This is a genomic window from Kaistella solincola (assembly GCF_000812875.1).
Lineage (GTDB): Bacteria > Bacteroidota > Bacteroidia > Flavobacteriales > Weeksellaceae > Kaistella > Kaistella solincola.
This window is the reverse complement of record NZ_JSYK01000002.1, coordinates 576,601-591,029: the sequence shown is the minus strand read 5'-3', so window position 1 is coordinate 591,029 and position 14,429 is coordinate 576,601. Positions and strand designations below refer to the sequence as shown.

The 14,429-nt window shown below is 39.3% G+C and carries 13 protein-coding genes; 7 read left to right on the top strand and 6 right to left on the bottom strand.

Features of this window, described 5'->3' with window-relative positions:
* Nucleotides 1-37: 37 nt before the first annotated feature.
* The gene (locus OA84_RS03755) at nt 38-2,557 is read left to right on the top strand and encodes an ATP-dependent Clp protease ATP-binding subunit (RefSeq protein WP_039342426.1); all 2,520 of its coding nucleotides are present in this window, start codon (nt 38-40) and stop codon (nt 2,555-2,557) included.
* A 72-nt stretch (nt 2,558-2,629) separates the two neighbouring features.
* Here OA84_RS03755 and OA84_RS03750 read toward each other — a convergent pair whose 3' ends face one another.
* Entirely contained in the window at nt 2,630-3,133 is a 504-nt protein-coding gene (locus tag OA84_RS03750) for a superoxide dismutase family protein (RefSeq protein ID WP_039342423.1), read from the bottom strand.
* Between the two features lie 273 nt (nt 3,134-3,406).
* A complete protein-coding gene (locus tag OA84_RS03740) occupies nt 3,407-3,943 on the bottom strand; it encodes a hypothetical protein (RefSeq protein ID WP_052252092.1) in 537 nt (178 codons plus the stop codon).
* Between the two features lie 307 nt (nt 3,944-4,250).
* Here OA84_RS03740 and mnmA point away from each other — a divergent pair, with 307 nt between their 5' ends.
* From mnmA to OA84_RS03720, 4 genes are all read left to right on the top strand, one after another.
* Complete coding sequence (mnmA, locus tag OA84_RS03735) at nt 4,251-5,438, top strand: tRNA 2-thiouridine(34) synthase MnmA (RefSeq protein WP_039342416.1); 1,188 nt, start codon at nt 4,251-4,253, stop codon at nt 5,436-5,438.
* A gap of 226 nt (nt 5,439-5,664) precedes the next feature.
* The gene (locus OA84_RS03730; RefSeq protein WP_039342414.1) at nt 5,665-5,973 is read left to right on the top strand and encodes a beta-1,6-N-acetylglucosaminyltransferase; all 309 of its coding nucleotides are present in this window, start codon (nt 5,665-5,667) and stop codon (nt 5,971-5,973) included.
* Complete coding sequence (locus tag OA84_RS03725; protein WP_084060828.1) at nt 5,924-6,535, top strand: beta-1,6-N-acetylglucosaminyltransferase; 612 nt, start codon at nt 5,924-5,926, stop codon at nt 6,533-6,535. The genes OA84_RS03730 and OA84_RS03725 overlap by 50 nt, the downstream gene beginning before the upstream one ends.
* A 165-nt stretch (nt 6,536-6,700) precedes the next feature.
* Entirely contained in the window at nt 6,701-7,786 is a 1,086-nt protein-coding gene (locus OA84_RS03720; protein ID WP_039342408.1) for an endonuclease/exonuclease/phosphatase family protein, read from the top strand.
* 9 nt (nt 7,787-7,795) lie between these two features.
* Here the strand turns inward: OA84_RS03720 and OA84_RS03715 are convergent, their stop codons facing one another.
* From OA84_RS03715 to OA84_RS03700, 4 genes are all read right to left on the bottom strand, one after another.
* Nucleotides 7,796-8,536, bottom strand: a complete 741-nt coding sequence (locus OA84_RS03715; protein ID WP_156965036.1) for a LytR/AlgR family response regulator transcription factor — start codon at nt 8,534-8,536, stop codon at nt 7,796-7,798.
* A 29-nt stretch (nt 8,537-8,565) separates the two neighbouring features.
* On the bottom strand, nt 8,566-8,865 hold the full coding sequence (locus OA84_RS03710) for a 2TM domain-containing protein (RefSeq protein ID WP_039342403.1): 300 nt from the start codon (nt 8,863-8,865) through the stop codon (nt 8,566-8,568).
* 6 nt (nt 8,866-8,871) lie between these two features.
* A complete protein-coding gene (locus tag OA84_RS03705; RefSeq protein ID WP_039342400.1) occupies nt 8,872-10,182 on the bottom strand; it encodes a 2TM domain-containing protein in 1,311 nt (436 codons plus the stop codon).
* 140 nt (nt 10,183-10,322) lie between these two features.
* Nucleotides 10,323-12,443, bottom strand: a complete 2,121-nt coding sequence (locus OA84_RS03700; RefSeq protein WP_039342397.1) for a carboxy terminal-processing peptidase — start codon at nt 12,441-12,443, stop codon at nt 10,323-10,325.
* A gap of 134 nt (nt 12,444-12,577) precedes the next feature.
* On the opposite strand from OA84_RS03700, the gene surE reads away from it, so the two are divergent.
* Both surE and OA84_RS03690 read left to right on the top strand, forming a co-directional pair.
* A complete protein-coding gene (surE, locus tag OA84_RS03695; RefSeq protein WP_039342395.1) occupies nt 12,578-13,342 on the top strand; it encodes a 5'/3'-nucleotidase SurE in 765 nt (254 codons plus the stop codon).
* 34 nt (nt 13,343-13,376) lie between these two features.
* Nucleotides 13,377-14,417 carry a GMP reductase gene (locus OA84_RS03690; RefSeq protein ID WP_039342392.1) on the top strand — a complete coding sequence of 347 codons (1,041 nt, stop codon included), beginning with the start codon at nt 13,377-13,379 and terminating at the stop codon, nt 14,415-14,417.
* The last annotated feature ends 12 nt before the right edge of the window (nt 14,418-14,429 follow it).

Here is a 14,429-nt window from a genome sequence, read left to right as displayed (position 1 = left end):
GTAAGTAATTATTAAATAAAAAGACGAGAAACATTATATGGATCATCAATTTTCAGCTGGGTTAGACCAAGTCTTTAAGCTCAGTAAAAACGAAGCCAGACGCTTGCACAGCGAGTTTCTGAATACAGAACATTTCCTTCTCGGGATTATTTCCACCGAAAATTCAGCGAAGGAAATTATGCAAACTTTGGGAGCCGATTTAACCCAAATCAAAAGAAAAATCGAAACCATGTCGGTGGCGAGCTTAAACCCGTTTTCTGTGGAAAGCGACAAGATATCTTTCACCAAAATGGCTGACCAGGCCGTAAAACGTTCCGAACTGGAATGCAGACAATACCAGAGCGCAGAAATAAATACCGTGCACCTATTACTCGGAATTCTTTATAAATCGGAAGATCCCACCACCAGTATTTTAAGTTCTTACGATATTGACTATGAAATGATTTCGCGGGAATACCAGAAATTGTTGAAAAATTCCGGTCAAAATCCGAAAATGAGTGCTTACGATGACGATGAAGAGCGTGAAGAGTTCGGACAAATGCGTAAACCAACAGGAAATATAGGAACCGGCAAAAGCAAAACACCAACTTTAGATAATTTTGGGCGTGATTTGACCACTTTAGCGCGGGAAGGAAAACTGGATCCGGTTATCGGAAGAGAAAAAGAAATCGAACGCGTGTCGCAGATTCTTTCGCGAAGAAAGAAAAACAATCCGTTGCTTATCGGTGAGCCGGGCGTGGGTAAATCTGCCATTGCCGAAGGTTTAGCTTTAAGAATTCAGCAGAAAAAAGTATCGCGTGTGCTTTATGGCAAACGTGTGATTACGCTGGATTTAGCGAGTTTGGTTGCAGGGACAAAATACCGTGGCCAGTTCGAAGAGCGCATGAAAGCAATTATGACCGAGCTTGAAAAAAACCGCGACGTCATTTTATTTATTGATGAGTTGCATACCATCGTTGGCGCCGGAAGTTCTACCGGAAGCCTGGACGCGTCGAATATGTTTAAACCTGCATTAGCGCGAGGTGAAATCCAATGTATTGGTGCAACAACTTTAGATGAATATCGCCAATATATCGAAAAAGATGGGGCGCTCGAAAGACGTTTTCAAAAAGTAATGGTAGAACCTACAACTGTAGATGAAACCATTCAGATTTTGAATCAGATTAAAGATAAATACGAAGATCATCACAACGTGACTTATACGGACGAAGCGATAAAAGCGTGTGTGAACTTGACTTCACGTTATATTACCGACCGTTTTTTACCCGACAAAGCTATTGACGCGATGGACGAAGCCGGCTCGCGTGTTTATATTAAAAATATGAAAGTCCCGACTCAGATTATTGAGTTTGAAACCAATATCGAAACCATAAAAGAGCAAAAACAGCAAGCAGTAAAAAAACAGGATTACCTGGAAGCGCGAAAACTGAAAGATGAAGAGGAACGGTTGCAAATTGAACTAAATCTTGCGCAGGAAGCCTGGGATAAAGATGTGAAAGAGAAAAAAGAAACCGTAACCGAAGAAAATGTTGCGGAAGTAGTTTCTATGATGAGCGGAATTCCGGTTACGAAAGTTGGTAAAAACGAGCTTGACAAACTTTCGCAGATGGACGACATGCTGAACGGCAAAGTGATCGGCCAAACCGATGCGGTGAAAAAAGTGGTGAAAGCCATCCAGAGAAACCGTGCCGGATTGAAAGATCCAAACAGGCCAATCGGAACTTTTATTTTCCTCGGAACCACCGGTGTTGGTAAAACTGAGCTTGCAAAAGTAATGGCCCGTGAACTTTTCGATTCTGACGAAGCATTAATCCGAATCGACATGAGTGAATACATGGAAAAATTCGCGGTTTCACGTTTGGTGGGCGCGCCTCCGGGATATGTTGGCTACGAAGAAGGTGGTCAGCTTACTGAAGCGGTTCGCAGAAAACCTTACGCCGTGGTGCTTTTAGATGAAATAGAAAAAGCGCATCCGGATGTTTTCAACATTTTGTTGCAGATTTTAGATGAAGGTTTTGTTACCGATTCTTTGGGTAGAAAAATCGATTTTAGAAACACGATTATTATTTTGACTTCAAATATTGGTACACGTGACCTGAAAGATTTCGGTGACGGTGTAGGTTTCGGAACTACTGCGAAGAAATCCAATACCGATGCAAGAGCCAGAAGTACGATTGAAAATGCTTTGAAAAAAGCCTTTGCTCCGGAATTTTTGAACAGAATTGATGATATTGTAATCTTCAACAATCTTGAAAAAGAAGATATTTCAAAAATTATCGATCTGGAATTGAACAAACTCTACAAACGTCTTGAAAAACTGAATTATAAAGTTGAACTGACCGATGATGCGAAAGATTTTATCGCAGAGAAAGGTTGGGACAAAGATTTTGGAGCAAGGCCTTTGAAACGTGCAATCCAGAAATATATCGAAGATCTGTTGGCAGAAATGCTTGTAAACAAACAGTTAGCCGAAGGCGGAACTGTAGTTTTAAAAGTAAACGAAGCTAAAGATGCCTTAGAAGGCGAACCGGTAAAAAAGAAAACTTCGGCAAAATAAGCCGGAATAAATTATAAAAAATCCGTCACTGAAAATTCAGTGGCGGATTTTTATTTTAAAAAAAGTAACGTATTATTTTATTTCCACACAACCTACTCTACCACCGGCATTTCCGGTTGGTTGAGTTTTAAAATCATCTTTATCAGCATGAATTACGATGGCTTTCCCGATGATATTTTCATTAGAGTCTGCACAACCTAAACACCATTTATCAGTGCTGAAAGTCAGTCTTGCAGTTCCGTCTTTATCAGCAACTAAATTTCCGATGTCACCCATGTGGTGTTCGTCATTGCCCCATCTGCCGTGCATATCAGAAGTTGGATTCCAGTGGCCGCCTGCTGAACTCGCGTCGGTTGCTGAACAATCGCCTGTTTCATGAATATGTACCGCGTGAATGCCCGGTGTAAGTTTGTAAACATTCAAATCCATTTGAACTTTAGAACCTACCTGCTTAAATTTTGCTGTTCCCTGCGTATCGGTTCCGCTTTTGGAATTTACAACGTAAGATTTAGTTGTAGTACACGAAACCGCGACAACGGCGCCGAAAAATAACGTAGAAAGTGTTGTGATTTTCATAATATTTATATTTTAATGTTAGAATTTCATAAAGATACGGTATTTCAAAACCATTTCAATTGAACAGCAAAACCGGCGATTCTGCGAAAAATTTTCAGCAAAAGGTATTCCGTTGGCAGATCTTTTATTTTAAATTTTTCAAAACCAGTTTTTTAGCGGCTTTAAGGGCAAATTTTTTCAAATTTAATTTTGGTATCGAAGATAATTTTGCTTTTGAAAATGCTGAAATTTTTCCCGGTTAAAAGGCCATTTTTTTTCGGAATTTTATTTGAATTAAAGTCCGAAAACTACACCCACATTCGGGATAAAACCGCTGCCAAAAACCGAATCATTTTTGTCATACAGCACATTATACATTCCGCCAATCTGCATATACGCACGTTCACCAATTTTCTGCATGTAACCGCCGCCAAGATAAAGCGCAGCTTCGTCACCCGAATATTTCAGATTGTCGATTTTATTTTTTTGGTTGAAGAAATATTCCTGAAACATTCCGCTGAGGAAAAAATTCCGGGCAAAATAATAATTCAGAAATGGCCCGACACCAAAAGTTGTCGCTGAATAATATTTGGAATTGGACCAGGTAAAATTGGTTGCGAGTCCCGTTTCAAGGTTTTCAGTAAGTTTATAACCAACGCGCGGTGAAAGATACACCGAAGTGCCGCCGCCACCACTTCCGAAACTTCCGCCCAAACCGGCGTAACCACCGATGGTCCATTTTGAATCTTTATCAAGCGCTGTGGACGTGCTGATCTGCGCATTTGACAAAATCAGAAAAAAGCTGAAAATAAGGCCGAAAAAATTTTTCATGATGAAGGTGTTTATCTTTCAAAAATACCACAATTTATGTAATTGCCATTTTCTATAATTTGAAAAAATGCGGAGTTATAGCAGGTAAAAAATCTGGTTAATAGGGAAAAACCGGCTTCTAGCCCCGATCGCAGCGGCATCCTTTCGCCCGGGAGCTTCCGGGAGAAAGATACAGCGAAGAGCGGGAACCCATCTTAGAAAGGAGCGAGATCCTGGCTGCTCCTAAAAATAGCTTTAATTATCGTAAATTTGCAATCTGAAAAATTCGGTCAAATAACCGGTAATTTTTTCTTAATTTTTTGAAAATATGAAAATTGTAGTAGGCCTTTCTGGAGGCGTGGATTCCAGTGTTGCAGCGTATTTGCTGCAAAAACAAGGTCATGATGTGGTAGCGCTTTTTATGCGGAACTGGAACGATGCTTCGGTCACTTTGGAGGACGAATGTCCGTGGATTGAGGACAGTAATGATGCTTTGATGGTGGCGCAAAAGCTTGGAATACCGTTTCAGGTAATTGACATGAGCGAGCTTTATAAGGAGAAAATCGTGGATTATATGTTTGAGGAATATAAAAACGGACGAACGCCCAATCCCGATGTTTTGTGTAACCGCGAAGTGAAGTTTGATGTCTTTATGAAAACAGCCTTATCGCTTGGCGCTGAGAAGGTTGCAACGGGACATTACGCGCGCGTGAACTCGACTTTTGATGAAAATGGTAAAGAAATTTTTCACCTTTTAGCCGGTAAAGATGACAATAAAGACCAGTCGTATTTTCTGTGCCAACTGAGTCAGGAGCAGCTGTCGCGGTCGCTTTTCCCGATTGGTGAGTTGACGAAACCTGAAGTGCGCGAAATTGCGCGCGAAATGGGTTTGGTGACGGCAGAGAAAAAAGATTCGCAAGGTTTGTGTTTCATCGGGAAAGTGAGTTTACCGACATTTTTGCAGCAGCAGCTTGAACCGAAAGAAGGAGAAATAGTAGAGATTTTTAAAGATTTTGACGGTTATAACCGCGGAATTCCGGAATTTTCTTCTAAATTGGAAGAACTGCAGTTTTTAGCTGAAAAAATAAAATACGAAAAAACCGACGGAAAAGTGATCGGAAAACACCAAGGCGCGCATTATTTCACCATCGGGCAAAGCAAAGGTTTGGGCATCGGAGGACATGTGGAATCGTGTTTTATGATCTCACGCGATATTGAAAAGAACCTCATCTTCGTTGGTGAAGGCAAGAATTTTCCGGGGCTTTTCCGCAAAGCTCTGAAAATAGTAAACTCCGAAGTTCATTGGGTTCGCGAAGATTTACGTCTGAAAAATGGAGAATCAATGAAAGTAAAAGCGCGAATCCGGTACCGACAACCTTTGGAAGAAGCGACGCTTTATCAGTTTGAGGAAGGTTTGTATATCGAGTTTGAAAATCCACAGTCTGCGATTGCAGAAGGACAGTTTGCAGCGTGGTATCAGGAAGATGAGTTGGTGGGAAGTGGCGTGATTTCGTAAAAATATTTTAAATTCATTTAAATTCCTTTCGATTTTTCGAGAGGAATTTTTTTGGTAAAAACCGAAAATATGCCGTTAGAAGGCGAAATTTTTTGAATACTCCATGAATTTTTACTATTTCTTCTCGATTTTTTTGAAAATGTAAATATGTAATATGTTGAAAATGTGTATTTTTAAAAGAAATAAGTTTTTGCCCTGCTCAATGGGCAAATTTTAATTTTAGCAAATGAAACATGCTATACTGATTACCGCTTACAAAGATTTTCAGCAACTTGCAAATCTAGTTGAGGAATTTCCGGCCGATGATTACAATATTTACATTCACATTGATAAGAAAAGCAAAGTGGATGAAAACATCATTTCAAAAGTTTCGAGCAAGGAAAATGTGAAATGCATTGAGAGGAAATATGTGATTAATTGGGGTGGGCTTAATCATCTGAATGCTTTTCTTCATCTTTCAAGAATTCCGCTGAAAGACGGTGAAAATGCCTACTTCCACGTTATTACTGCTCAAAAACATCAACTATATAAATAATTTGTTGCTTTCTCCAGACGAAGATCTGAAAGGTTATATGGAATTTTTCAGTGTGCTTAAGCCAAGCTGGAAGAACGGTGGAATAGACAGGCTGGAATATTATTATTTAAATACGCAATTCAACCCCTTTACCAAATTTGGCGAACGAGTTATCAGGTGGACCTTGCAAATTCAGAAAAAACTACATTTTAAGCGGAAAATTTATTTCAAAGAAAAATTATATGGTGGCTCTACTTACTGGACTTTACCGCGGAACATTCTGAAATACGTCATCGATTTTACATCCGAAAGACCAGCTATTTATAAACGCTTGCACAACACTTATGTGGCCGAAGAATTTTATTTCCAAACGGTGTTGATGAATTCTATACACGCACAAAATATGATTAATGACTCTCTAAGATTTATGGACTGGGAAGAAGATGGTCTTGGTCCCGCATTTTTAACAATGGAATATTTTGATAACCTTGTAAATAGCAACAAGTTATTTGCGCGAAAAATTGCCGCAAACGAGGTAGAATTGCTGAAAAAGCTTAAATCACAAAAAGATCACGTTGAATAACTAATTTTTTCGGTGTTAAAAGCCTAAAATTTTCCAATTTATAAATGACAGTTTTGAGGCAAAACCATTGGAAAAGCACATGGAAACTGCAGCCTTTTAAGATTTAATTATTTTTAGTCCGATTTTTGCGTAGTTCCAGACATCAAAGTTTATCTTTTGTAATTTATGCAATTAGCATTCTACATTTTATCAGCGATTACCATTATCGCCAGCATATTACCGTTTATCAGCCATCAGCACTGGTTTTTCCGGATCTGGGAATTTGCGCGCATACAAATTGTGGCGCTGCAGTTTCTCACGTTGCTTTTCGGGCTGATTTTTTTAGCGGATAAAAGCACCTTTTTTTGGATAACTGTTTTACTCCACATTGGACTTATCGCAAATCATGTGATAATTCTGTTGCCATATACCACGTTATACCGCAGAAATCCGGCTAAAAACACGAAAATGCCCTATGATTTAGTTTCAATAATTTCGGTGAATGTTTACCAATTCAATAAGGATTATGGAAAACTGATCGATCTGGTAAAAGAAACAAAGCCGGATATTTTACTCACTATGGAAAGCAATCAGGCGTGGGAAGACGCACTGACCGCGATTGAAGATCAATACCCAAATTCAAAGAAAGTTCCTTTAGAAAACACTTACGGAATTCATCTTTACACCAAACTAAAAGTCGAAGATATAAAGGTTAATTACTTTGTCGCGGACGATTTACCCAGCATTGCAGCGACATTATTTACAAACAAAGGTCAAAAATTCACCTTTTTTGGAGTTCATCCGCCACCGCCAAGTCCGACTGAAGAAGAAACCGCCAAAGAGCGCGATGGCGAATTGCTTACAATCGGTAAAAAAGTGCGAGGAATGAGCGAACCTGTGGTTGTCGCGGGAGATTTTAATAATGTGGCGTGGGCGCGTTCTTCAATTCTGTTCCGTAAAACATCGGAGCTGATTGATCCGAGAATTGGTCGCGGCTTTGTCTCCACTTATCATGCAAAATACCGCTTGCTGCGCTTTCCGATCGATCTGTTTTTTCACTCCACCAATATTTTCATTAAAGACTTTAAAACTTTAAGAAATATCGGCAGCGACCATTTGCCCCTTTTCTGCAGTTTTTTTATCAATCCTCATAACAAACTGCAAGAAAAAGAGATTGAAACGCTTGAAAAAGAAGATTTACCGATGATTGAAGAAATCATCGAAGAAGGCGTTAAAGAACAAAGTCAGCGGCCTGCTGTAGTTTCCGGCTAAATTTACAATTTATTTTGCCAGCCAATCCTTAAAATCCTTTACTCGGTCGCGGCTCACCGTTATTTCCTGATTTGGCTGAGCCAGAAGTTCAATGTTAAAAACAGGTGAAGTATGAATGTTTTTGATAAAATCAGAATTCACAATAAATTGCCTGTTTACCCGGAAGAATTTCTGTTCGTCCAAAACTTCCTGAAGCTCATCTAAAGTGAAATCCGTCGGATAGCTGCGCTCAAATGTCTGCAGATACACGATTTTATTCTCGCTGAAAAAGCAGGTTACGTCAGCTGTCTGAATGATTTTTAAATTATAACCAATTTTAACCAAAATCCGGGATAATTTCTGCTTATCTTCTTTAATTAAGGTTTTGATTTCCTGAGCATTATAACTGCTTTCAGCAGGTAAGAAACTTTTGTATTTTTCAATAGCTTGTGCCAGATCTGCGGACATGATTGGCTTTAGAAGATAATCAATCGAGTTAAGCTTAAAAGCCTTCAGGGTATATTGGTCAAAGGCCGTGGTATAAATAAAGAAGCTTTTAACGGGAAATTTTTCAAAAATGTCAAAAGACAGTCCATCACCCAGAACAATATCCGAAAAAATGAGCTGCGGAGCCGGATTTTTTTCAAAAAATTCTAAACCATCTTCCACCGAATGCAAGACTGCAACTATTTCTAAATCAATAAAATCGCTTAAAAGGCGTTGTAGTTTCCGCGCGGCGGGTTTTTCATCTTCGATGATGACGGTGCTAATCTTTTTCACGTTCATAAAAATGGTAAAAACTATTTATTTTTCTCCATTAATTCCCGGATTTTTTGCTCTTCCCAGTTTTTACCTAAAATAAAATTCGGCAGGAAAACGCTTAAACCGTGCGCGAGCAAACCAATTCCCCAGAAAAATAATGTTAGGAAATTTTGCCATTGAAAATAGGTTTCTCCCGGTTTCAGTTGTGAATAATTCAGGTAAACGATAAATAAATTTACGCAGATATACACGAATAAATGAGTATAAAATCCCTTAATTCGCTTAACTCTTTTCTTGGCCTCAAGATACTTATTATGAGTAGTATTAGATGTTTCCATGATGTATTATTTTTCTTTGTCCAAAATTTTCTGAATCTGTTTTTCTTCCCAGTTCCGGCCAATTCCAAAGACCTGAAGGGCATGAGAGGTCAAACCTATTCCCCAGCCCAGCACTGGCCACCAAAACCAGTGATATTGAGGCGCTGTATATAGGTTTACAAAAATTAAAAAAGGGATGACCAAACAGTAGGAGAGGAGATTTCCGTAGAAACCTTTCAATTCTTTTACTCTTTTTGCGGCTCTTTCATAAGCCTTTGATTCTTGGGATGATTGTGATGTCGTCATTGCAGTAATTTTTTCGGTTAATAAAGGTATTTTTACTTTAAAAAAAGTGGGTGATTTTTCAATAAATACATTTTTTTTGGTCAGCAAAGAATAGCGCTGAACGATATTTGCAAGTCCGATTCCTGCTGCTTCTTTCACCTGCTCTCTTTGCTGAAGATTATTTTCAATAATAAGGTGATTTTCTTCCGCAAAAATTTTAATGTGCAACGGTTTTCCAGACGTAGCAAAATTATGTTTGATGCAGTTTTCCAACAGCAATTGCAACGAAAGTGGAACTACATAAAATTTCAAATCGCGAGAAGATACATTAAATTCAAAGCTTACGCTGTCTTCAAACCGAGTTTTCAGCAAGTCGCAATAGATTCGTGCAAAATCTATTTCTTCCTGAACCGTAACCAATTCTTTATCTTTTTGCTCCAAGACATATCGGTAAATTTTGGACATGGAGGCGGTAAAATTTTGTGCCTGCTCGGGATTTTCATCGATTAAAGAACTTAACACATTCAGCGAGTTGAAGAGAAAATGTGGATCCAACTGATTTTTCAAACTTTCAAACTGGGCATTGGCAGATTTTGCTATCAGTTTCTGCTGCACAACTTCCTGTCGTGTGGAGCGTTTCCAGGCGTCCATAAATTCCCGGGCATGCAGGATAGCAGAGACCAGCAAAGTGATGTTCAAGATAATCCAGTTAAAAAAGCCCATTTTACCGGCGAAAAATTCATTTGGATTCTCTTTCTGAATTAAAATAAAATTCACATAATTACAGAACAGCACCAAAATCACATTAATTACCAAAGTGGAAATTATTCCCCAGATCAGGCGGGTTTTTGTGTCTTCAACCCAAGAAAATTTTTGGTTAAGGTAATCGTTTATCACCCCATTTCCCATGGCAATGGTAAAAGCGTACAGCGCTGAGATTGCGAGAAAGCTAAGATAATTCTGCACTGTTTTTTCATTATTGAAAAAAAGGAACAAAATGCTCCCGATAAAAAAGGAAATCCAGGCGATGGTAATTAAACTTTTTCTTTGCATGACTTAAATGTTGGATCAAATGTAAAGCAGATTAAAATTAAAAAAAACTTTTACTGACCGAAGGGTTAAATTCCTTAGCTGAACGGTACAAAAACAAAAAAACCACCGAAAATCGGTGGTATTTTTTATAGCAGAGTTCTTTATTTCATTTCAGAGATTACCTGAATTGCTTCCTGCAGATAAAGGTCGCGTTTCAGGTTTTTAACCCAGAGTTCTGTTTTTTTGGTGAAAGCTTCGTCTTTCTTCTCGCGAAGCGCTTCATCAGCATTCAAGGTGAATTTCAAACCGTTGTTATATTTCTCCAGACCTTTAAATTTCTTGATCTGCGCTTTGCGCATCATCATAATTTCATTGAATTTTTCCTGGTTCAGCGAAATGGTTTCTTCCTGATCCAGCTTTTCTTTCCACTGCGCAGATTCCTGCACGAGCTGATAGGTTTTGTTGTTTGCTAAACGCGCTTCCAAACCTTTCTGTAACGCCAATACCGAGAAATAATTAACCGGCTTATATTCCACCGCCGGAATTTTATCCCACGCCAAAGCATAGTCGTCGTAACGCTCTCCAATTTCAGAATAAGTATAGAAATCTTTCATTTTAATGTCAGACTCAATACCTTTTCTTTGGGTAGATTCACCAGTAACCCGGTAAAATTTCTGAATGGTTAGTTTCAAAGAACCGAAATCGTCGGTGGTGTTCAAAAATCTGTTCAAATCAACAAATGTCTGTACGGTACCTTTACCGAAAGACTGCGGCGAACCGATAATTACACCTCTGCCGTAATCCTGCATTGCACCTGCTAAAATTTCAGATGCAGAAGCTGAAAGTTCGTTCTGCATAATTACCACCGGACCGGTCCAGATCGGTGTATTTGCTTTATTACGAAGTGTCTGGATTTTTCCGTTTCCGTCTTTCACCTGCACATAGGCACCCTCATTCATAAAAAGTCCCATGATATCGCCAACTTCGGTTAAACTTCCGCCGCCGTTGTTTCGTAAATCAAGAACGATTCCCTGTACTTTTTGCGCTTTTAGTTTAATGAGTTCATTTTTAATGTCATCCGAAGCATTTCTGCCTTTAGCATCTTCGAAATCAGCATTAAAGCTTGGTAAATTGATGAAACCATATTTTTTGCCGTCTGGTGAATTTACAATGATGCTGCGCGCAAAAGTATCTTCAATCGCAACTTCCTCGCGGATCATGGTAACTTCACGGATGGTTTTATCTTTTTTCTCCACAGTTAAAGTTACTTTCGTGCCTTTTTCACCACGGATCAACCGCACTGCTTCGTCGGACAGCATTCCGACTACGTTTACAGCATCTTCGCTGGGCTTAGAGCGTACTTTCAGAATTTTATCTCCTTCAGAAAGCTGCTTGGATTTCCAGGCCGGCGCGCCGATGGTGAGAGGACCCAAATACAGAAATCCTCTTTTTTCCTGAATAATAGCACCTATCCCGATTACTTTTCCTTTAAACTGAGTATCAAAATCTTCTTTATTTTTTGGTGAATAATAATTGGTATGCGGATCAAAAACTTCGGTATATGCGTTCATATAAACCGTAAACCAGTCCATCTTATTACGCTTTTTAAACCTTCGGAAAGTGTCGGTCACCAGATCTTTCACTTCCTGAGTTGCTTTCACCCGTTTTTGTTCCGGCGTTAAAATTTCGAGTTTAATGGTATCTTTAAGCTTAAATTTCTGTACAGAATCTTTTTTTTCACGCTGCATTTCTTCTTTCGCAGTTAGCGATTCCATTTCCTGAAGAATGTTGTATTTAATGTATTTTTTCCATTCTAACGCAAGCTCTGCCTGGCTTACAGGATTTGATTTTACTTTCGGTTCCAGAACCAGAATTTCGTCTTCATTCAGGTTAATCGGTTTGCTTAAAATATCCTGAGTAATTTTATCAATTTCATCAACACGTTGATATAAACGGTCAATTGTGAGTTTGTAAAACTTCAGATCGCCCTGGTTTAGATAATCATCCAGTTTGGTTTTGTGCTGCGCGAATTCAGCCATATCAGACTGTAAGAAATATCTTTTGGAACCGTCAACCATATCGAAATAATGCTTGTAAACTTCCTGGGAATAAGCATCATTAATTGGTTTCGGTGAATAGTGAAGGTAGCTTAAGGTATTTTTAACGCTGATCATGATGGTCGACATTTTTTCGTCATCATTTTTTGGCGAATTAAAACAAAATACCAGGCTCGTTAAAGGAATAAAAAGCAGTAAAGTATTGAGGCTAAATTTTTTGAACATAAAATGGGTAGTAATAAATAATTTGTTGGGTATTTACCGGTTTTGTTACAGGTTGCTACAAGCAATCAAAATTAATACCTTATTTATATCTACGCACTATTTTTTAAGTAAATTTGTGGAAACCCAAAATTTATATGCAAAAACCCTTGATATTAGTGACGAATGATGACGGAATTACCGCACCCGGAATCCGTAATCTGGTGGAATTTATGAGCGAAATCGGCGAAGTTATTGTCGTAGCTCCAAATTCACCACAATCCGGAAAAGGTCACGCTATTACTATAAATTCTACGATAACTTTTGAGGAAATCAACCTCGAAGGTGCCCAAAAAGATTATTCGCTGAGCGGAACTCCCGTGGATTGTGTGAAGTTTGCTTTGGACAAAATATTGCCGCGCCGCCCGGACTTGGTGGTTTCCGGAATTAATCATGGTGCAAATTCCTCCATCAACGTAATTTACTCCGGCACGATGAGCGCCGCGGTGGAAGCTGGTGTTGAAGGTTTGCAAGCGATCGGCTTTTCGTTGCTTGATTTTTCCTGGGATGCGGATTTTTCGCAGGCTAAAGAATATATCCAGAAAATTGTTCGAAATGTCCTGGAAAATCCTTTGCCGAAAGGTATTGTGCTGAACGTAAACATTCCGAAACTTGATAAAGACGAAATAAAAGGAATCAAAGTTTGCCGTCAGGCAAACGCCAAGTGGGAGGAAAATTTCGATGAACGGGTAAACCCGCACGGTAAAAAATACTATTGGTTGACCGGTTATTTCAACAATATGGATGATGGCGACGATGCTGATGAAACCGCATTGTTAGACGGCTTTATATCAATTGTTCCTGTAAAATTTGACCTTACAGCTTATGAATATCTGGAAAGCTTAAAGCAAATTATGGAATAATTCCAAGCAAAATTTAATTATAATAATGTAAAAAATGCGTATAGAAAACGAAATAAAATTAGGTTTTAAAGACGTGATGATCCGTCCGAAACGTTCGACCTTGAAATCCAGATCGCAGGTTAGTCTTGAACGAAGTTTCACCTTCGTAAATTCTCAAAAAAAATGGAGCGGCGTGCCGATTATCGCTGCAAATATGGATACGGTCGGAACTTTTGAAATGGCAGAAGCGCTGGCAAAAGATAAAATAATCACCGCCATTCATAAACACTACAGCCTCGAAGAATGGAGTGATTTTTTAAGCAATCAGCCAGATTCCATCTATGATTTCATCGCATTAAGCACCGGAATTGGTTCCTCCGATGAAGAAAAAATCAAAAATATAGTCGAAAAGCACCCAAAAATTAATTTTCTGTGCATCGATGTTGCGAATGGTTATTCCGAACATTTCGTAGACTTCGTGAAAAAAGTTCGTGCACAGTTTCCAGACAAAACCATTATCGCGGGAAATGTGGTTACGGGTGAAATGGTAGAAGAACTTATTTTGGCGGGCGCGGATATCATTAAAGTGGGAATTGGTCCGGGTTCGGTTTGCACAACCAGAATTAAAACCGGTGTCGGTTATCCGCAGCTGTCCGCAATAATCGAATGTGCTGATGCGGCGCACGGTCTTGGCGGGCACATTATTTCTGACGGCGGCTGCAAAGTTCCGGGTGATGTGGCAAAAGCGTTTGGCGGCGGTTCCGATTTTGTGATGCTCGGCGGAATGTTCGCCGGACATGATGAAAGTGGCGGCGAAATAGTGGAAGAAAGCGGCAAAAAATTCCGGCTTTTTTACGGAATGAGCTCGCAAACCGCCATGGATAAACATGCCGGCGGTGTTGCAGAATACCGAGCTTCCGAAGGAAAAACGGTGAAAGTTCCGTACAAAGGTGCAGTTGCTGAAACCGTGAAAGATATTTTAGGCGGTGTGCGCTCTACCTGTACTTACGTTGGCGCTTCGCAGTTGCGCGAACTTTCAAAACGCACCACTTTCATCCGCGTGGCTGAACAGGAAAACCAAATTTTTAACGTTTAAAAAGACAAATTT

Excerpts from the sequence above, each read along its gene's own strand:
- OA84_RS03755 (WP_039342426.1), top strand. The coding sequence starts at position 38 with ATGGATCATCAATTTTCAGCTGGGTTAGACCAAGTCTTTAAGCTCAGT.
- OA84_RS03750 (WP_039342423.1), bottom strand. The coding sequence starts at position 3,133 with ATGAAAATCACAACACTTTCTACGTTATTTTTCGGCGCCGTTGTCGCG.
- OA84_RS03740 (WP_052252092.1), bottom strand. The coding sequence starts at position 3,943 with ATGAAAAATTTTTTCGGCCTTATTTTCAGCTTTTTTCTGATTTTGTCA.
- mnmA (WP_039342416.1), top strand. The coding sequence starts at position 4,251 with ATGAAAATTGTAGTAGGCCTTTCTGGAGGCGTGGATTCCAGTGTTGCA.
- OA84_RS03730 (WP_039342414.1), top strand. The coding sequence starts at position 5,665 with ATGAAACATGCTATACTGATTACCGCTTACAAAGATTTTCAGCAACTT.
- OA84_RS03725 (WP_084060828.1), top strand. The coding sequence starts at position 5,924 with ATGCCTACTTCCACGTTATTACTGCTCAAAAACATCAACTATATAAAT.
- OA84_RS03720 (WP_039342408.1), top strand. The coding sequence starts at position 6,701 with ATGCAATTAGCATTCTACATTTTATCAGCGATTACCATTATCGCCAGC.
- OA84_RS03710 (WP_039342403.1), bottom strand. The coding sequence starts at position 8,865 with ATGGAAACATCTAATACTACTCATAATAAGTATCTTGAGGCCAAGAAA.
- OA84_RS03705 (WP_039342400.1), bottom strand. The coding sequence starts at position 10,182 with ATGCAAAGAAAAAGTTTAATTACCATCGCCTGGATTTCCTTTTTTATC.
- OA84_RS03700 (WP_039342397.1), bottom strand. The coding sequence starts at position 12,443 with ATGTTCAAAAAATTTAGCCTCAATACTTTACTGCTTTTTATTCCTTTA.
- surE (WP_039342395.1), top strand. The coding sequence starts at position 12,578 with ATGCAAAAACCCTTGATATTAGTGACGAATGATGACGGAATTACCGCA.
- OA84_RS03690 (WP_039342392.1), top strand. The coding sequence starts at position 13,377 with ATGCGTATAGAAAACGAAATAAAATTAGGTTTTAAAGACGTGATGATC.